At 39.0% G+C, this 20,272-nt stretch carries 18 protein-coding genes and 1 tRNA gene; 10 read left to right on the forward strand and 9 right to left on the reverse strand.

All coding sequences use genetic code 11. The features are described from left to right. Positions 1-73: 73 nt before the first annotated feature. Positions 74-589, reverse strand: a complete 516-nt coding sequence (locus JW841_14970; GenBank protein MBN1962236.1) for a hypothetical protein — start codon at positions 587-589, stop codon at positions 74-76. Between the two features lie 203 nt (positions 590-792). Between JW841_14970 and JW841_14975 the strand changes: the two genes are divergently transcribed. Further along, on the forward strand, positions 793-1,374 hold the full coding sequence (locus tag JW841_14975) for a hypothetical protein (GenBank protein ID MBN1962237.1): 582 nt from the start codon (positions 793-795) through the stop codon (positions 1,372-1,374). 103 nt (positions 1,375-1,477) lie between these two features. Further along, on the forward strand, positions 1,478-2,227 hold the full coding sequence (locus tag JW841_14980; protein ID MBN1962238.1) for a DUF3800 domain-containing protein: 750 nt from the start codon (positions 1,478-1,480) through the stop codon (positions 2,225-2,227). A 368-nt stretch (positions 2,228-2,595) separates the two neighbouring features. Here JW841_14980 and JW841_14985 read toward each other — a convergent pair. Further along, a tRNA-Lys gene (locus tag JW841_14985) sits at positions 2,596-2,671 on the reverse strand. A 219-nt stretch (positions 2,672-2,890) separates the two neighbouring features. On the opposite strand from JW841_14985, the gene JW841_14990 reads away from it, so the two are divergent. From JW841_14990 to JW841_15015, 6 genes are all read left to right on the forward strand, one after another. Beyond that, positions 2,891-3,919 carry a hypothetical protein gene (locus tag JW841_14990; GenBank protein ID MBN1962239.1) on the forward strand — a complete coding sequence of 343 codons (1,029 nt, stop codon included), beginning with the start codon at positions 2,891-2,893 and terminating at the stop codon, positions 3,917-3,919. Positions 3,920-3,987: 68 nt separating this feature from the next. Continuing rightward, positions 3,988-5,007, forward strand: coding sequence for a MoxR family ATPase (locus JW841_14995; protein MBN1962240.1), 1,020 nt, complete (start codon positions 3,988-3,990; stop codon positions 5,005-5,007). Between the two features lie 101 nt (positions 5,008-5,108). Further along, complete coding sequence (locus JW841_15000) at positions 5,109-6,074, forward strand: DUF58 domain-containing protein (protein ID MBN1962241.1); 966 nt, start codon at positions 5,109-5,111, stop codon at positions 6,072-6,074. Then, the gene (locus tag JW841_15005; GenBank protein ID MBN1962242.1) at positions 6,071-8,047 is read left to right on the forward strand and encodes a hypothetical protein; all 1,977 of its coding nucleotides are present in this window, start codon (positions 6,071-6,073) and stop codon (positions 8,045-8,047) included. Before JW841_15000 ends, JW841_15005 begins: the two co-directional genes overlap by 4 nt. Before the next feature lie 149 nt (positions 8,048-8,196). Continuing rightward, a complete protein-coding gene (locus tag JW841_15010) occupies positions 8,197-8,508 on the forward strand; it encodes a hypothetical protein (protein MBN1962243.1) in 312 nt (103 codons plus the stop codon). Positions 8,509-8,551: 43 nt separating this feature from the next. Further along, complete coding sequence (locus tag JW841_15015; protein ID MBN1962244.1) at positions 8,552-9,022, forward strand: hypothetical protein; 471 nt, start codon at positions 8,552-8,554, stop codon at positions 9,020-9,022. A 30-nt stretch (positions 9,023-9,052) separates the two neighbouring features. On the opposite strand, the gene JW841_15020 is transcribed toward JW841_15015, so the two are convergent. Then, entirely contained in the window at positions 9,053-10,783 is a 1,731-nt protein-coding gene (locus JW841_15020) for a hypothetical protein (GenBank protein ID MBN1962245.1), read from the reverse strand. 3 nt (positions 10,784-10,786) lie between these two features. Beyond that, positions 10,787-12,001 (reverse strand): hypothetical protein, encoded by a 1,215-nt coding sequence (locus JW841_15025; protein ID MBN1962246.1) that lies wholly within the window; start codon positions 11,999-12,001, stop codon positions 10,787-10,789. Between the two features lie 412 nt (positions 12,002-12,413). Here JW841_15025 and JW841_15030 point away from each other — a divergent pair, with 412 nt between their 5' ends. Further along, complete coding sequence (locus JW841_15030) at positions 12,414-12,851, forward strand: hypothetical protein (protein ID MBN1962247.1); 438 nt, start codon at positions 12,414-12,416, stop codon at positions 12,849-12,851. Between the two features lie 46 nt (positions 12,852-12,897). Further along, a complete protein-coding gene (locus tag JW841_15035) occupies positions 12,898-15,582 on the forward strand; it encodes a hypothetical protein (GenBank protein ID MBN1962248.1) in 2,685 nt (894 codons plus the stop codon). A 125-nt stretch (positions 15,583-15,707) separates the two neighbouring features. Here JW841_15035 and JW841_15040 read toward each other — a convergent pair whose 3' ends face one another. The 5 genes from JW841_15040 to fadJ form a co-directional block, all read right to left on the reverse strand. After that, entirely contained in the window at positions 15,708-15,896 is a 189-nt protein-coding gene (locus JW841_15040; protein MBN1962249.1) for a hypothetical protein, read from the reverse strand. 32 nt (positions 15,897-15,928) lie between these two features. Next, positions 15,929-16,309 (reverse strand): nucleotidyltransferase substrate binding protein, encoded by a 381-nt coding sequence (locus JW841_15045; GenBank protein MBN1962250.1) that lies wholly within the window; start codon positions 16,307-16,309, stop codon positions 15,929-15,931. After that, positions 16,266-16,613 carry a nucleotidyltransferase domain-containing protein gene (locus tag JW841_15050; GenBank protein ID MBN1962251.1) on the reverse strand — a complete coding sequence of 116 codons (348 nt, stop codon included), beginning with the start codon at positions 16,611-16,613 and terminating at the stop codon, positions 16,266-16,268. The genes JW841_15045 and JW841_15050 overlap by 44 nt, the downstream gene beginning before the upstream one ends. A 341-nt stretch (positions 16,614-16,954) precedes the next feature. After that, positions 16,955-17,986, reverse strand: coding sequence for an Rpn family recombination-promoting nuclease/putative transposase (locus tag JW841_15055; GenBank protein MBN1962252.1), 1,032 nt, complete (start codon positions 17,984-17,986; stop codon positions 16,955-16,957). Between the two features lie 128 nt (positions 17,987-18,114). Beyond that, on the reverse strand, positions 18,115-20,268 hold the full coding sequence (fadJ, locus tag JW841_15060; protein MBN1962253.1) for a fatty acid oxidation complex subunit alpha FadJ: 2,154 nt from the start codon (positions 20,266-20,268) through the stop codon (positions 18,115-18,117). Positions 20,269-20,272: the final 4 nt, after the last annotated feature.

Raw genomic sequence — 20,272 nt, forward strand, 5'->3', positions numbered from 1 at the left:
AGAGAGTTTTACGTAACTCCTCGTCATTCCTACGAAAGTAGGAATCCAATTCCGATAAAAGTGAAAAATGAGACTAAGAGTCAGCTATAGCCTGAGCATACTCTTGACCAAATGCTTCATTATCACCTTGGTCAAACCTAGTTTTCTTACGTAAAAATTCTTGCAGACTAGTCTTTTCTTTTGCTTCAATTTTACGCCATAACGAATTTGACAGTTCAGTATACTCAATGGCCTTTTCTTCTGCCTGATGCAAATACTTATCAAATACTTCTCGCGAATTTTTTAAATACGTTTGTTTTTCTGATTTATTAACATCACTATTTTTTGCTAAGCTATTAGATTTAATCTTTCGTATTCTAACACCAGAAGCATTTGATTTTTGTAGTGTTGGCACCCAAAATGATTGTATTGACTGCCTACCGTCTGCCGCATAACTTTGCCAACCTTTAGGAGACGCACTTTCTGTTTGTGTGACTTTGGTAGTTTTATCAGCTGACTTTACACCAGTGTTGACAGTTTGAAACGGCTGTAGTGGTATAGGTATTAGCGGCCACGCTGATTGCTCAACCGCCGGTGCTTTTGATGCCATTATTAATAAATCCCTCCCACCAGAAATGTCTCTCTATATACCCACTACTTAATATTATTGGTTGTCGTTTTTTTGAATTTTAACTTTTAATTCTGTAGCACCATTAAATAAACAAACCCTTAAATAACATTCTACTCTGGATTGGTTTGTGCCATTAGATATTTGCTTAATATTTATAGGCAGTTAATGTCGTCTGGCACCGTTTGAGCTTGGATATTATTTATCTCAGCATACTTTCATTATTACTAATTATTAATTTTTGCGACAAACACAAAAAAGCGAGCCTTAAACATGCATCTAAAGTGTTGGGGAAAAGCATTTCTTCAGTCAAAGAAAAGACCAAGATAGTCAAAGAACGTCGACATAAATATCTTGTAGATATTATGACTCAGAATGGCTGGCTAAATCCTGACTGCTGTAAAACGATTAGAGACTTAGTTACAACTGCACGCAATGAGTCATCTTCTTTTTCTAAAATGTTTTCAGGATTCGGAATATTTACCGTCAGCTGGGTATCCGCCATGTTTGGTGCCTTCGCCTCAGTTGCTTTACTTCTTGCCGAAACGGAAAAAGCACCTCCTAATTTAGGTGATGCTGTCTTTCAGCTATTTATTAACGGGTTTCAGGTCATCTTGTTGATTGTAGTTATCAGAATCATTGCAACTCAAATATATGAAACACGTTATCCCAAAAAACGCCGATTGATTCTTCTTGACTCATTGCTGCAGGATATCGTTTTACTCGCCGAAGTATCGGAGCATAGAAAAAACAAGAGAGGCAGGTGAAAATATATTATTTTTATATAAACAAGAAAATTGAACAATAAAAATATGCTATTTAATAGTAAAACAGAGATTACACATCACAAAAATTATAATGGATTAATTAATGAATAATATAAATGGCAATTCACGATTCATTGGGTTCATCGATGAATGTGGTGATCATTCAATGCAAACAATTGATCGAGATTTCCCAATTTTTGTTTTATGCCTTATTATTGTTGAACGCCAAGATTATGCTTGTTCAATCATACCAACTATTGCCAAACTAAAGCTCAAATATTGGATACATGAAGGAATAAATCTTCACAGCAGAGACATTAGAAAGGCAAATGGCCCGTTTGCTTTTCTAATGAATAAAGCCCAAAAAGAGCGTTTCATTGAAGACATTAACGCTGTTATGAAGGATGTAAAATGTAATATTTTTATCGTTTGCATTAACAAAAACAAACATATCACTAAGTATGAACATAATGCTGAAGATCCTTATGAATTAGCACTAAAAATGTGCATGGAACGAGTATTTTATTTCTTAAATCAAGAAAAAACTTTTGAGCTTCCCATAATAGCTGAAGCACGAGGTAAAAATGAAGATGGAAATCTTGAAAAGGCCTTTTATAAACTGCTTACATGCGGCACTGACTACATATCAGCGCAACAATTCAAATCACTTAAATGCCCTCTAGTATTTAAAGATAAACGAACTAATATAGTTGGGTTACAATTAGCAGATTTAATAGCTTATCCATGCTCAAGACATATTCTTAGACCAGAGCAACCAAATCGTGCGTTCGATATCATTGAGCCTAAAATTTATAACAATGGTAAAGTACGTGGATGGAAAATATTCCCTTAAAACAAAAATGGTCGGCTCCAGTAATTACCAGAACCGACCACCGACCGAGAATTCCCAGTCCATAATTATAATGATATATCGATAATCAAAAGTCAATGTATGTTCTTTTAATAAGGTTGATAACGACCAACACCAAGAGCGCAATTACTGTTCGCCATGGTGAAGGTTTATTCATTCCGCTATGGGTCATGGTTCAACATCAATGGTTGATAAGGTCTATGGCAAGTTCACTACAGAGGAGCTAGGTGCACTAATGCAACGTGCCATTAGTGGCACACATATGGCACAGACATATGCGGATCAGATGGATTCTTCGGACTTATTGGACGATAGCGATTCAGAAAATGTATTGAAAAATCAAGATCTACTGGTGGGTCGTCAGGGAATCGAACCCTGGGCCAGCGGATTAAAAGTCCGATGCTCTACCGACTGAGCTAACGACCCACCTACTTGTGAGGCGCGCAAATTAGCGATGACAGCAGCATTCGTCAATAACTTAATGATAATATTTAAGAAAAAATTACAAATAATCGTAAAACTTCTCTAGCACCGACCTTCAAAATACCGTTATAAATTTACAGATAGAAAGGCTTATCTGGTTCCTGCTAATGTACCGTATACAAAGATCGCATATTATTTTGGCAGATTTAAAAAGGAATTTATATGAATTCAGCCATAACGCATCGCGGTATTTGCTTGCTATCAATTATGTTTGCAATAGGTATTGGTATAAATGGCTGTAAATCAAAGGGCAAAGCCAAGCCTAAGGCAGCTCCAACTACACCTTTATCCAAACCTCCCGATTGGGTAACTCACCTCAAAATTAATGCTAATGAACTCTGTGGTATCGGCGTTGCTGGCGCTGGTTTTGATGAGTACTCACCTCACCCCAAACGCTTATCTCGCGAACGGGCTATCCGCAATCTTGCTGGGGTGCTTGGCACCAATGTCCTTGAAGCTATCGTTGATAAAACTACTGATTATTCGCAACATATTGAAATCGCTAGGGGTTTGCACATAGATGATTCTACTGTAGACCTTATTGATCAATTATCAAACACTGAATACTGGCTTGACCGTGACGCGGTGGGCCCGTTTGCCCAGCAAAACTTCACCTATGCGTATACTTGCGTTGATACAAACAAAATCGCGCTTAAGTTAAATCTTGACCCCAACAAGTTAAAAAAACGAAATAAAGCTAGACCTCCGGTTAGCCCTGAGAAAACACCTAAATGGATAACAAAAACCGGTAAGCAACCTGGCGGTCGCCTCTGTGCCGTAGGTTTTTCGATGCCTACTTTTTTTGCTGATAATACCTTTGAAGCCGTTGTAGAAGACATTCGTTCTCAATTAGCTGAAGTGGTTGAAACCCTAGTCTCACAATATACTGAAGAGATAACTAGCAACCGCAGTCAAACCATTAAAATGATGACCGTTGCCACCACCCAAGCCATTTCAAAAGGGGTGGTGGTAACAGACTTTTGGTATGATCGTGATGCTATTGGTCCACAAAAACAACAACGCAGCACTTATGGTTGGGGTTGTGTGTATCCGGTTGACATTATGAAACAAAGTATTGCTGCTATTGAAGAAAAAATGCCTGAAAAAACAGTTGCTAAAGTTCGTGAACGTGCGGCTCATGCCTTTGAAGACCTCGACGCTGAAATTGCCAAACGCGAAGGCCAAAAATGAAAAAACTTTTAGTAGTTATTAACGATACTATTGCACTCTGTTGCAACTTGATAGAATACCATTAAACTATGACGTCAATGACTCAACCAAATACTAATGGCGCCTCAGATAGAGAACGTGCCGAACAATTACATCAAGCATATCGCAATATTCAAAACGAAATCGCTCGTCGTGTCATAGGGCAACACAATGTTATTGAGCATTTGTTAATCACCCTTTTTGCTCGTGGGCATGGGTTGTTTGTTGGTGTACCAGGCTTAGCTAAAACTTTACTAATTCAAACTCTTGCCGATGTACTTGACCTAGAGTTTAATCGCATACAATTTACCCCAGATCTCATGCCGTCTGACATAACTGGCACTGATATCATTGACCAAGACGCCAACGGACAACGCGCTTTTCGTTTTGTAAAAGGCCCGGTTTTTTGCAACTTATTACTTGCTGATGAAATAAATCGAACTCCACCAAAAACTCAAGCAGCGCTACTGCAATCAATGCAAGAACTGCGGGTAACGGCTGGTGGTCACACTTATCCATTACCGCCACCATTTCACGTTTTTGCTACGCAAAACCCTATCGAACAAGAAGGCACTTATCCGTTGCCTGAAGCACAGCTTGACCGTTTCATGATGATGCTAAAGGTTGATTATCCAAATTTACACGAAGAAGCTGAGATTGTTCATCGTACAACCTCATCTGAGTTTACTACTGTTCGCAAAGTGCTTAGCCCAGCAGCAATAAACGACTTTCAAAATTTAGTACTGCGTGTACCAGCATCTGAACCTATTGTTATGCTTGCCGTTAGTATTACCCGCATGTCTCGCCCAACAGACGCTAGTGCTCCTGCTGAAGTTCACGAGTTTGTTTCATACGGAGCCGGGCCACGCGCCGCACAGCACCTCATGCTTGCGGCTAAAGCCAGGGCTATTCTTGACGGTCGTCCAGCAGTTGACAGTGCTGATATTAAAACATTAGCACACCCAGTATTACGCCATCGTATTCTCACTAATTTTCATGCTGAAGCACAAAAAGTCACTGCTGATGATATAATTAATCGCATCATCGAAAAAATTGAAACAAAACGATAAATATTCATAGCGCGGTATCTTTTTAAAAAATACGACGATAAAAAACCTCTAACAGGATTATAATAGGGTTTAGAGTCGTCGAGATAAAAAGGGGCATGATAGTGAGTGAAGGTAACCACGTTGACACAAATACAACGAATTTAATTGGCGCTGCCTTACTCGCCGAAATTGAAAATCTACAACTACGTGCCCAACTTGCGGCTCAAGGTGCGCTTGCTGGCATGCATCGTTCAATTCGTCGTGGTACTTCTATTGAATTTAGCGAACACAAACTTTATTCTCCTGGCGATGATATCCGGCATATTGATTGGCGCGCTTACGCAAAAACCGATCGCTACCACATCAAACAGTTTGAAGACGAGACCAATCTTACACTCGAAATATTACTCGACCATTCTGGTTCTATGCGTTTTGCCAGCGATTCATATTCGCAAAAAATTGACTATAGTCGCACCATCGCTGGTGCCTTAAGCTATTTAGCCCTACGTCAAGGTGATGCAGCAGGATTGTTTGCTTTTGCTGATAAAGTATCCGTTGAATTGTTACCACGAGCAGCTAGTACGCATTTACTTGAAATACTCAGCCACTTAGTGCGCTTAAAGGCAGAGGGGCCAACTCAAGTTGGAGCTTGCCTTAATCGCTTTGCGCAATCTCGACGTCGCCGCCGGGTAATTTTTATAATTTCTGATCTTTTTGACGCTGACCCTAGTCTATTTACTGCTCTACGTCACTTAGCCGCCAGAAGACACGACATAACGCTTTTGCATATTATGGACCCAGCAGAAATTAACTTTCATTTTGAAAATCCATCAATATTTGCATCATTAGAAGATGAACGTCGCTTGTTTGTACATCCACGTACCCTGCGTAACGCCTACCTTAATGAAATGAAAAAATTTCTAAATAAAACTGAGCAACTATGTAATGAAGCGCGAATTGATTATCACCATATTATAACTTCAACACCACCGGAACAAACTTTAACGCAGATTTTGCATAAACGCGAAGCTAGAGTTAGCTTGCGTCGTAATGTGTCGACTCCGGTAATAGTGCGTGAACAAACGTGAAGATAGCACTACGTTGGCAAACACTGTGGCCATTAGCAATAACTATTATTATAGTTTTACTGCTATTGGTTTTGGCAGTATCAGACCATCTGTGGTTGACTCAAAAAATAGCTGAAACAAATCAAATTCGCACAAATCTCGAACGCGTAATTGCTCGTCTTGATGACCGTCATCAACGCACCATACGCCGCGCTAATGCCGCAGTATTAGAAAACCAACAAAATACTCGCGAAGCTATGTTGGCTTGGGCATCTGAACATTACCTCAAAGAAATGGAAAGTTACGGCAATAAAGCGAGTCAAGCCATAATCTCGGCACACATTACCGATACCGATTCACGCCTGCGTTCACACCGCAACCGTCTTATCTCTCAAATCAAACTTATTCTTAATCAAGCACGTAAAGTTGCTGATGCGCTTGATTCTCTATTAATTGCGGTCAACGAAAACGATGATGATACTATATTAGCTGCAACGCAAAAATTAGAACGTGCTGACCGTTCGATGGATATTCTATTGCACACTACCGCAGCTTTAACCCGGCAATTAACTGCTTGGCAAATAGCTTATACTCTAAATACCACACGAACTATACCTTGGTTAGTCATAATCATAATTGCATTATGGATCCCAATCTCATTTTATTTAGCCATACGTCCTCTCAATCGTATCTCACAACTCACCCAAAATAAAATCGCAAGTCAACCTTTATCTATAGAAGAAGACAACTTACAAAAACGACTTATTGATATAGACAATCAACAAGAAGCGCAAAGCCGTCAATTAGCCGAACGTATGCATGAAGCGGAACGCAATACTATAGTTACTCGTCGTCTTACCCAAGAATTAGCATTGTTAAAACTTTATAATGAAAATCTGGTTAACAGCCTGCGCGCTGCAATCATAGTTACTGATATAGAATTAAATTTACGTAGCTATAATCGTGCCGCCAAATTATTGCTTAATATTAGTGATGATGCAGTTGACTCAAACCTGCTTGAACAAACCATCTTTCATGCACTAACCAAACAATCACGTGATGCTAAAAACGAATTACTACGTGCCATAAGTGAACGTTGTACACTCCATTACGATGCTCTACCTTATGCTTTAGCAACCGGCGAAATACTGCTTGATTTAGTTATTGCCCCTTACATGAATGAAAGTGGTGCTGCACGTGGTTTGCTCTTCGTTGCCGACGATGTCACCGATACCATTAATACTAAAAACCAATTGCTCGCTGCCGAGCGCTTGGCTGCGGTAGGTCGCTTATCTGCTCAAGTTGCCCATGAAATCCGCAATCCTTTAAGTGCTATTGCTTTAAATGCTGAACTATTGGGTGAAGACTTTGCTGCTGAGCTAGGTGAACCAAAACGCACTGAAGCTTACAAACTAATAACTGCTATAACTAACGAAATTGAACGTCTAACCGAAGTAACCGAAGGTTATTTGCATCTTAGTCGGCTTCCGCGTCCGAATTTACGCGCTACAGACATCAATCAATTAGTAAGCGACTTAGCAAGCATGTTACGTGAAGAAATGAAAGCTTACAAAATTGAGATACAGCTTGAACTTGATACACCACCACCTTTAGCTTATGCTGACTCAGGGCAACTACGGCAAGCACTACTCAATGTAATTCGCAATAGCCGCGAAGCAATGCCTAACGGTGGCGTTATTTACATTAACACTTTCGCTAAAACTTCTACCAACCAGGTCATAATTGACATTTGCGATACTGGCACAGGTTTTTTACCTGATGTTATCCGACGAGTTTTTGAACCATTTTACTCAACCAAACAAGCTGGTACCGGTTTAGGCTTATCGCTTACCCAACAAATAGTTTTAGAACATGGCGGTAAAATCAATATTGCCAATACTGCATCTGGTGGGGCTAAAGTTTCTTTGCTGTTAAAAGCAAGCACAGCTAAAACCACAAACGATACAGATGACTCTAAACTTAACCTTACCTAACAGCATAAATGGATTGTAAAAAAATAAATCAATGTCTTAGGCGACAAAGCTTTTTTGCATATATGCAAGCGATATCCAAGTAATTAGTTGTACAATTACATGTACAATGATATAAAAATAGGTACACATAAATAACTTGGAGGAAAATTATGCGTGCTGCAACCTTGCATGTAAAGATCGATAAACAGTTCGCCCAAAACCTTAAAGACTTGGCAGATAAGCGTGGTCAATCAGTGGGTGAATTAGTCAGACAGGCCCTAGGTGCTACCTATCAGTTAGATTTATTAGAAATTACTAATCGACAGCGTCAAGGTTTAGAAGCCTATCGTGGCGGTTTTATTAGCCTGAGCAAACTTGCCGAAATTATGGGAATGCATATTCTAGAGTTACGCACTTGGTTAAACGAGCACGCGATTTCGCAAAATAATTGTTTTGAAGAAAAAGACCCGCACTATGCCTAAAAAAACCAAGTCGCCAAAATCACACCAATATTTTTTCGATACTATGGTAATATCAAATTTTTTATTAACTAACTCTGAGATAGTATTAATCGATCGCTACCAAGGCCATGCTTTTATTACGCAGCAGGTTTATGATGAGTTAGTGGCTGGAATTGCTCGCGGTTATAACAAACTAACAGCAATTGATAGCTTGTTAAACAAAAATATCTTTATGCTGATTACACTTAGTGAAACAAGCCGAGCACTATATCGAGAATTGCTAACAGTATTAGGCCCGGGTGAGGCTTCCTGTATCGCATCTGCCATTTTAAAAAACGGCGTGGTAATAAGCGACGACCGCGCTGCCCGAAACATATGCAATGCCAAAGGCGTACATTATACTGGCACCATCGGTATTTTAAAAGCGACTATTGTCGATAAACAACTGTCATTAGAAAAAGCCGAGGATATTTTATATCGCATGAAATTGGCAGGCTATTACTCTCCCATTTTACAACTTAAAGATATCTTGTGAATTAGGATATCCCTTAAGTATATTCTTGCGCTATCTCGCCAGCTTTCCCACCCGGGTGCCTAAAACAATAACCACATATACTGTATTAGGACCAAGTTTTATATGCTTGCCTTGCGCCATCGCAATACCAATAGCATTTGCCGCAGAAATAATTTGCTTATCATCTGCATAACTAAGAGGTTTGCTGCGAGCGCCCCACAATACTGCTACATCGCGCAATCCATACGCTAGGGGGGCTAAAATTGCATCAATCTCTGTTTTGGGAACTTGACCTTGTCTCCTAGCTAATTCTTGGGCGTACTGTTGGGCAACTTCCGTTAACACCACGTCTACGTTTAGTTTGCCTACTTTTGCTTGCTCACGTTTTTGTTCTATTGCTGCTAGTAACTTTAAACTTAATGCCTCAAGGTCTATTACACCTTTTTGCTTAACCAATAGTTCTACGACAAAAATCTCTAGTGGTTTTTTATCTGCAGGTTCAGAAAATGCAACCGCAATACCTGCATGAGTGATCTCAGAATTTAATATATTTGAACGCTGTATCGGATTTAATAATAAGCTTTCTTTAACAGCGGCTATAGTATTAGCTTGAGTTGAATTTTGAAATACCAAATTTGAAATTATGCCAACGCTCCGAAGCTTGGTAATAACATCAACTTTATTATTGGTTTGCCCGTTTGTTTGCTTAATAAATTTTTGTTCAAGTACTTTTTGCGCGATGGCTGATATGTTGTTATCATTTTTTAGTTTTGGCAAGCCAACTAAAGTGCGTTCTTGTTGCAACGACTTCCATAACTCTATTTCAACTTCGTTTATAGACAACTTATTTTTTAAAGGTTCTGGCAGTAAAAATGAAGTTGGTAAATTTTTGCCACATGCTATTGGCATTGTGGCTATGGTTTTTTCTGTGTCTTTTTGTTCAAGCAGAAATTGAACAATTATATCGCCAGGTTTGTCACTGCAAATAACCTCAGCATCAAATGGTGTATCGACTGGAGCACTTACTCTTGTTAGTTTGCCTTGAACATCTGAAATTAAAACGACTATTTGCTGTTCACCTATAGCCGTCTTATTTGCTGCATTCGTTTTAGTATCAACCAACTTGGTTACCAACACCTGGCGCTCTTTTACATTTGGTGTAAAAGCAATTTGACCTTGAAGTATTGCTTTTGTTTTTAAAGCCAAATCACGCGGGAAGGGCTTTAATAACAAACGACGATTGAGCATGACTAAGACTACTGCAGTTTGTTTTGTGCCAATTGGAATGGTAGCTAAACCAAAATGAGCAAAATCCATTTCACTTGCAATATCATTAATACTATCACTAACACGACGAGCAATTTGTTGCGGCTCTATTAACTCCATAGTATTGGTAAAAACCTGCAAAGAGGTTTCAGGTATACCAAAGTAGCGATTTAAATTATCAGTTATTATAGGTGGTGGCTTACCTTGATTGTTATCCCAACCAGTAAGGGTCATAGCAACTTGGCATAGCTGCTCATCAAGTTTAGCATGTACTTTATTTTGCAAAACTGCCTGTACCACCGCATTTTGTGAGCAAGCAGCATTAATATTAGTCGGTCCGCTATAGTTTGTTGCTAATGGTATGGTCGGGATAAATTTGTCAGCGTTTACGACCCCGGGTGCAGCTATATAGTTATTAGCGTGGTTAGCACTAACACTCGCACCGCAAGCCGCTAATAAAAATAAAAAAGCTAAAGAAAAAATAATAATTAATGCTTTAGCTTTTAGTGGCAACATAAGCTAACGCATGGTGCTTGCAAGAAGCTGTTGTTGCTGCTGCTGTAAAATTTGCGTTACTGCCTGGGTTTTTGTAGCAGCTAGCTCTCTTACAGTTTGATTCGGTGATTTTGCTAATACACCAAGTAGTTGCGAAAGCTCTTCTATACGATGTGCTTGAAATAAAGCATCAATATAAGCATTTGCCAATCTCGCATCGTTAATCATTTTAGCTTCATGAGGTTGTAGCAGTTTTACTATCCTTTCAATATCTCCCTCTTGGCTATAAATTGCTGTCAAACTAAGCAAGCTTAGTACATCTGTAGCGTTGCGTGCATTTGCCTTCTTGGCCCACTGTTTAGCTTTTTCACGTGTTTTAGGGTCATTAGGGTCACGTGAATAATACATTTGCATTGCAAAATATGGAGCAACACTCTTTTGAAACTCTGGTTTTTTTGCCATTGTTTCTATTTCGGTTGTAGCTCGTGATTCACCTTCAACGGCAATAATGCTTTCAAATAATGATCCCCAAGCTTCTACACTTTCAGGATCGGTAGAAATTGCCTTCTCAATTAGACTGCGCTCAGCTGCACTATCACCACGCATTTTACTTAATTGCGCTAAAAGCAATATTGGCATCGGACTTTTGGGCATTAATTGTTGCGCACGTTTAAGCGATTCTTCGCTTTTATCGAGTTTTTGCAATTGCGCTTGTACCATTCCTAAAGCTTGCCAATCTTCACCTGCAGCACTGGGAAGACTGGCTAACTTTTCAATAACTTTTTCTGCTTGTTCAAAACGCCCATAGTTCATAAGTATATTAGCAAACGAACGCCCTAGATTGATATCTTGTGGATTTTGATTCCATCGTTTTTGTTGTTCAGGAATCAAATCATCGAGACCAATAGATACTGGACGTCCATTTTCATCTTGCACTTGTACCGCTGGGCCATTAAAGCCAAGTAAGTCCCACATCTGCTCTGGTGTAATAATTATTGGGCCTTTTTGTAGATTATCTATTAATTCAGTTTTTGGCTTAGTAATTGGTAAAACTACTAATGCGCCTGGTGGTACACCCTGCGAAAAAGCTGCCGCAGGTGCAATTACTGCAGCGCCGCCTGAAAAAACTTGCCTGTTTTGGCCAGAATTAATATTTGATGATGTTGCTGATCCGCTTTGAGCCATTGGTTTTGCTGATTTATTTGTATTTGTATTTGTAAATTTTGGATTAATAGCCACAGTATTACTCCTTAAGTTTTTAAAATAGCGCTATTAAACGCATATACCTGGTTAAGTTGAAGAAAGATAGCAGTAGCTAATTCTCAAAAGCAACTGGAAATAATCATTATATATTTTTGGGCGTGTTCCTGATTTAATTCATCATTTATAGAAATTATTCTAACTCGCTGTTATAACGAATTTTATAATAATTGGTTAAATTTTACGTTAATTCCCCAAAATTACTTAAAAAAGTAAGCAACTAAAACATCATCTATGACGATATTCACTTATGCTCATGATTTATTCTCGTGGTATAATTTTAATAATGGTTTTTATTGCTTGTAGAGTTAATTTATCACTATATGAAAAAGTATCATTTTTATTCATCTGTGCTACTTAAATTAAGTAGATAGAATATAAGGTGCAACTCATGACAATTAAAAGCTTTCATGATGCCAAAAACATTACCAACGATGTTCCTGAGTTATTAATAGATCATTTAAAAAGAGGCCCTAATGGTTTATTTCTCTCCGATGCCTCGCTTTTAGAGTTAAAAGGCCAATTGCAAGTGATTAAAACAGACGAAATATTATTTGCAATTGCCAATGAGCTGCTTGTTTTTTCTGGTGTTTTACTTAAACAGCAAAATTCTGTTTATGCAGCAAATCAGGTGTTTGATTTATTTGTAGCTGTTGCAACAACTCTTGGCAAAATGGCTCAGAGTAATATAGCCGCAAAAGAAAAAGTTGATCGTTTGCATGCCATGGCCACCGCTCAACGTAACATTTTTGATAAAAAACCAGCAACGTTTGATGCCCTGCAGACGATAACTGCAAGTGGATTCGGTATAAGGAATCAAAACAAGTGAAGTAATAAGCTCATTGAGCAGCTTATATATATAAGGAGATACTAAGATGGCTGGCGAGATTATCGAAAAACCAAGAACGGCAACAGATTTAATAAATAATCTAAAAATTTATATCGATGATAAAAATTTTGATAAAGGCGAGCGAAAAACCTTTTTGCGTGATTATAGAAGATTAGCCGATAATCAACGTGACGCAGCGAAAAATGCAGCTAATAGTTTGATCGGTCAATATACTGATCCGGTTAAACTTGCGTATATTAATGCCACCATTACTACATTATCAAGTGAAAAAGCAGATAACAGAAAAGCAAGTAGGGATTTACTAGTTGAAGAAATTCAATATCAGATTAGTCTTATCTCAACCGCTGATAAACAAACTGTAGATAACTCAAATAATCAAAAAGTAAAAGGGGCAGAAGCAGCTAGTTCACTAGATGTCAACTCAGCAAAACATCTTGTTGCATTAATAAATGAACTCAAAACTCATATGAATATTGCAGGGGCTGATGTCTATGGTTTCGCCCCCGTAGAACACTTCGGATTATATAGCCGAGCTCAATTCGGCAGTATAGTTGAACATATGGTCGCGCTAATGCCCGAGCATACTGATATAATGAATGCCGAGCTAGGTATATTAAAAGAACAGGCAAATGCAGCCAAAAAACCATTCGAAGATAAAGCAAATGAACTAAAAAATCTCATAGGTGAAGAGGAGAAAAAGGTTGGCACCGAAGCAGAAATAAAAGAGCTGCAAGATCAGCTTAAAGAAGTAACTGCAAAAATTAGTCTAATAGATAATGATTTGCATGCGCTTAAAGAACTCAACCGATGGCTTAAAAACGATAAACTGGTTCACAATCTAAAATATGAAATCTCTAAGAATAGATTTGATATTAAATTCAATTTGCACGCTTCTTATCTATTATCTTTAGTGGATAATTTTATAAAAGGTGAATTTAAACCAGTTGGTCGCTCTAATGGGCTTTTTGGTATCAATAAAGACGAAGATGGAAAACTTTCGCTAGGTCAAGCGCCTTCTGTGCATCTAAATACTGCTAATGGTACTCAACAAACTACCCTCATTCCCCCAGATTGGTTGCTTGAGCTTCCTGTATATTTTAAATTTGGCAGCAGTTTCAGAGTTGATGATCAGGGTAAGACTGTTGACACTGCTGAGTTAATGATAAAACCCGCAGCTTGGAAATGTCAAAACGATAAAAAAATTGGATTTCAAGTTTCTGACTGGACCGTAAAAATCGACGTTTTGGGTTGGATGTTACAAGCTGGCTCGTGGAATAATTTCCGTGACCCATTTTATCGCTATGACTGGGGTGATGATTTCCTTATGAATCAAATGTGGGAGAACGAGCAATTTGGTGGCAAGGTAACTACACCAAGTGTATCGCTGCCAATTTCTAATGAATATATAGATAAGCTTACTGCGGTAAAAGATAAAGCAAATAAATCTTTTAATACGTCGCTCAGTGATGCCATTAAAGCTGGTGCTACTCCAGAACAACTGATAAATGCTGGCCTTACTGTAAAACAACTAAAGGATAATGGTTTTACTATAAATCAACTTCTTAGCGCTGGCGTTACTAAAAAACAACTGATGAATGCTGGCTTTGATGTAAAACAAATAAAACAAGTTATAGCTAATGGTGTCACACCAGAACCTCCTTTACAATTAACAGGAGACGCAGCAACTCAACTCAAGTATTTATTAATAGCTGTCAAAGATGATAACAAAACAGCAGTTGATGCTGAACACAAGCTAGCGCGTATGAGTTGGTTGAAAGGCTTTACAGCTAAAATTTCTGTTGATATCGGCAATCGTGGTCCAACAGACCAGCCTTTTATTAAAATTGAAAAACCTTTTGGTGCATTGCAGCTATTTATATCTCACGGTAAAAACATGTTTACACTTATGGGCTATTACCAAAAAGGTGCAAAAGATTTAGAGTCTTTAAAAGCTGAATCGTGGGAAAATCCAATAATGAATCAACCGCTTGTGGGTGGAGTACTCGCACTTGAACATGGTCCGAAATGGGATAATCGTTATGCCTATATCCAATTAGAGCATAATAGATCAGCCCAACCACACGAAGGCTATGCGTATGATTATCGCAATTATGCAGCATCAGCTGGGCTTTCTTTTAAAGGCCTTGATTTTTTAAATCCAATATTAAGGACTACAGATAAGGATGGTAAAAATCATTATTCTCTAGACTTCTCTGGCAAAAATAGCTTGGTTAGCTATGCTCGATTTGAACATATAAACTACAATTTACCAGGTACTCATAAACCTGGATATTTGGCAAAGCAAACTACAGTATCTGGTAAGTTAGCTTATGATATGCCGTTAAACGAACAAATACACTTAACACCAATGTTTGGTGCACAAGTGTTGACTGACTCATTTGCTAAAGCAAATTTAGATTCTAAAAACATATGGGAATGGGTCTGTGGTGGCGCATTGATGGCAAGTTTCTATGGAGCGTTTGAAAACTCTCTGCAAGTACAAGCTGCTATCGGCTGGAATGCTTACGATATAAATACCAAAACCTCACATCTAGCTACTTATCAAAATCAAAGTCACCTAACCTGGAGCCCAATATATAACACTTTATTTGAATATGGCGGACCATTTATCGCAATAAATATGCGAGTATACTTTGAAGGTCTATTTAGTCTATTAAAGCAGCCTTGGGATAGACAACCAAGAAAATAATAAATCCAAATTATTAATCTCACTTCTCGCAAGCAGCATGGCTGGCGTGAAAACGCCCGCCGTGCTGCTGCGCAAGTTTTTCAAGTCGTTCTAATATATCTTTTTTTCCGCAAGTATCTATATAGTTAAGCAGCTTCATTAATCATTGCTAGAGCACAGCGCTCAATAATGGCCGCTTTGTTTAATTTATCGCTGTATCTGCGCTTGCTATTTAATAAGGCATAAATAGAAGCGTCAGCCTTGCCCTTTTTACTATTTTTATAGGTATAAAAACCACGGCCATTTTTGCGACCTTGGCGATTACCATGCAACAAAGCTGCTAAGGCATTGGGTGGTTTAAAATTGCTTACTCTTTAAATTGTTTGGTGATAGTTTTTGCCAATTCATTCATTTTATTGAAATAAAGCGGAAGCAGCTCATAGATATCAAGGGCAGATTTTGCATCATAGGTATGTACCATACGATTTCTGGCCTTAAGCATATCCAACCAAATTTGCTCGTCATCAATCCATTGCTGGCGAAAAGCTTCTTTTAAAGCGCTCATTGGCGAAAGAACCGTTAATATTCCATAATACTCGCTCAGTTCTTTAATGGTCTTCCAAGCCAACTCGAAACTAAATTCAAAATATTGTATGCATCCGGCTTTAATCAATTCTTGTTGCGCCGGTTGCTGTAGTGCCTTTTCAAATTCGTCCAAGGCCTGATTGAACGATTTTAGCAGAATCATAACCTTCATATAGCACCTTGTTGTTTTTCAATACTTCTGCGCGCAGTTTCAACGAAGCGCAAGCAAGGTCCACCAAATCGAAACCATATAACGTATCGATATTATCCAACGATTCTAGTATATCATGATATAATCTCGAATCCAGCGCTGTCGGCCCAATGATTGCCAAGTCAAAATCACTGCGCTCTTTCGCGCTATTATTGGCCCGCGAGCCAAAAAGCAATACCTTGAAACCAGCGAGCTTTGGCCCGAATCCAGCCAAGACTTTACGGATTTCGTCTAGTATCTCTTGCTCGCGATTCACTTAAAGCTCCAACTTGCAGAACTACCGATTTATAGTATGTCATCGAAAATTACCCTAGCCAAATCGAATTAAATTTCGGATTAAATTTTTTGCGTTAAAAACTCGACGTCTTAAAGACTCAGCAGTGATTTTAAGTTTTTATAACCTATTGATTTTTAATAGTGAATTCTGGATGGACTGTTTTTGTATTAACTCCTCCAAAAGTATTGGCAAACGTAAGTATCCATGTTTCGCCAATATATATTGAGAAACTTCCCATGTTCTTAACGCATACCTAAAATGATAAAACTGGTGCGAGTTTCTTTCCAATACCACGTGGATTAAAGAGAAAAAAATACCAATCAAATAATATTAACCTCAAATAGCTCTTCAATATTGCTAATAGATACAGCTTTATAAGCCCAGTGATTCAAGCATTCGATATCGCTGCAAGCAAGAATACGTTGACGCTGCAAATCATCTAATTGAATACCTCTTGCTTCTAAAACAGTTAATATAGTTTGTGATTTTCCTTGAACCATGCCTTCGGTTCTGCCTTCGGTTCTACCTTCGGCTCTGCCTTCGGCTCTGCCTTCGGTTCTACCTTCGGCTCTGCCTTCGGCTCTACCTTCGGCTCTGCCTTGAGTAATGGCCTCTTTACGAATAGAACTCATGATATGTGCATGACAGCGTGCCCACATTTTGCGTTCACGGGCCCAAAATTGCGCATTAGGATCTGCTGAAATTTCTTCTAAGTTATCTCTAGCGTTTTTCATAACTAGGTCCTCCTGTGCCAGACGGTCAAATTCTTCGTCTGAATCAGCTAATAAAAAACGTGACCATCGATAAAGCTGAGGATTATCACTCTCTTTTAGGTAATTAATTTTTTGTAACTCTAATGTATGAATTTCAATATCAGAACAAAATACTTCATGGGTTGTATCTTCTGTAAGATGAAAAATATTATGAAATTTTTCAGCATTAAATAAATTGCGACCCAACCAAATAATTGAAATAACCGGTATTAAATCAAAATAATTATCGCCGCGATTTAGCTCACAAGTGTATTCTTTGGCCCAATAATATAAAAATCTTGAACGAATACCAATAGGCAGCTCGGTTTGCATTTCAACATCAAATATTGCTTTATTAGCCAAGCAAACTCTAACATCGAGAACAACACCTTTGTCAGAGCTATATTCTTTGGGTAAATCAGGGTTTAAAATAGTCAATTCAGTAATCGACTCAGGTAGCTTAACAATGCTTTCGATCATAGATTTTAACAATGATAAATCGCGCTGCATCAGCAACTTAAAGACAATATCGAGCTTTGGATCAAGAAACCTCACGTCTTTAATAGTATCAGTAGTGTTTTGCGATTGGCTAGTGTTCATGAACTCCCCCTGTTTTTAGTGCAATGTGGTGTGGTGTTATAAGTACATAACAAGTTGGGTATTTGGCTAAATTACTTGTAATTTTTTTATTTTTTTAAAAAAAATGTGCCCTGCAGGCATAAAAACGCTTACCCGTGCTGCTGCGCTAGTTTTTCAAGTCGTTCTAATATATTTTTAGTTCCACAAGTATCAATATAGTTAAATGGCCCACCTAAAAATGGCGGAAAGCCAAGGCCAAATACCGCGCCGATATTGCCATCGCGTTTATTGCGAATAATGCCTTCATCAAGGCATAAAGCTGCTTCATTAATCATTGCTAGAGTACAGCGCTCAATAATGGCCGCTTTACTTAAATTTTCGCTGTATCTGCGCTTGCTATTACATAATGCATAAATCGAGGTATCAGCCTTGCCCTTTTTGCCGTTTTTATAAATATAAAAGCCACGCCCATTTTTACGACCTTGGCGATTATCATGCAATAAAGCCTCTAAGGCAGTAGGTGGCTTAAGACGCTCGCCAAATGCCTGGTGCATAATTTTGCCCGCCTTAGCGCCAACATCAATACCAATTTCGTCAATCAAGGTAAGTGGCCCCACCGGAAAACCAAAATCCATCATGGCGTTATCAATCGCATCGATTGCGGCACCCTCAGCCACTAAGCGCACCGCTTCGTTGATATAAGGCGCCAAAATTCGCGAAGTATAAAAACCAGCACCATCTTTAACCACGATAACCGTTTTACCTTGCTTTTTACCAAGCTCAACACAAGTGGCAATAACCCACGCTGCGGTCATTGGGGTTATAACAACCTCAAGCAGCGGCATTTTTTCAACTGGCGAAAAATAATGCATACCGATAACGGTTTCAGGGTGACGCGAGGCTTTTGCTATTTCACTTATCGGCAGCGAAGATGTATTTGAAGCAAAAATGATTTCAGGGCCACCGCCTTTTTCTGCTTCACGCAGCATTTGCTGCTTTTGTTCTAAGTCTTCAAAGACAGCTTCAATTACCACTTCGGCTGCTTTATAACCACTTGCCATAGTGGTGGTAGTTAGATGGAACATAAGGGTATTTGCTTGCGCTCTACTATATCTACCACGTTTTCGTCTGGCACTAATGACCCGCTCAACATATTTTGCTGCACGGCTTAGGCCAGCGTTATCTTTTTCTTTTATGCGCACCGGTAAATTTGCTTCAGTAATGCTTACTGCCGCAATGCCTGCCCCCATTAAGCCTCCGCCTTGCACTAATAAGTGGGTGACCGGGCGCGCATCAACCCCACTGTCTTTCTTTAACTCACGTGTTGCAAAAAATAATGACATCAAAGCTTTTGCTTGCGGTGATACTGCAAGCATACCAAACTGCTCAGCTTCAAATTCCAGGCCTGCCTTTTGACCTTGACTCAGTCCGTGTTGTATTGCTTCTATAGCCTTAAGTGGCGCGGGATAATTACCGCGAGTCTTTTTAAATAATTGCTTTTGAGCTTGGTTAAATAGTAACTGTTGTCCCAAAGCATTAGTTTCAAGCGCTGCACGTTGCCAATTTTGCGGGTTGCTCAGTTTAAACATCGCTTTTTTAAACCGCCGCCAACCTTTGGCTTTGGGTTTTAACTTATCATGCGCTTTGGGTTTGCTAGTTTTTAATGACTGTTGCTTGAGTAAAGCTAAAGCGCGTTTTTTTGCTGCTGAAATTAAAATGCTTGCAGGGACTAACTCATCAACTAAGCCTAAGTGTAGTGCTTTTTTAGCAAACACTTTCTTACCGGTTAGAATGAGATCAAGAGCTGCAGCAATACCAATAAGCCGTGGTAATCGCTGCGTGCCCCCGCCACCGGGTATTAACCCCAGTTGCACCTCGGGGAGACTAAGCACTGTATGTGGCGAATCGCTGGCAATTCGACTTTGGCAAGCTAAGGCCAATTCAAGCCCACCACCTAAAGCCATGCCATCAATTGCTGCCACTACTGGTTTATGCAGTTTTTTGTGTAATGTTTCAAAACGGCCAAAAAGTTTTTGAGTTGCTTGTGATAATGCTTCAGCCTCGGGCGCAGTTTTTACATCACGCATTACTTCAATATCAGCGCCAGCCATAAAGCCCGCGCTCTTCATCGAACCAAACACTAAGGCTTTAATGTTTTGATCACTAGCAACGCGATCAAGCGCCAGCTCAAGTTCTTCTGCTACCGATATAGTAAGAATATTTAATTTTTCGCAGAGCACATCCATGCGCAGCAAAGCAACCCCGTCACTATCAACATCAAAATGAAAATGGGTTAGTTGCATTTGA

This window comes from Deltaproteobacteria bacterium (assembly GCA_016931625.1).
Taxonomy (GTDB): Bacteria; Myxococcota; XYA12-FULL-58-9; order XYA12-FULL-58-9; family JAFGEK01; genus JAFGEK01.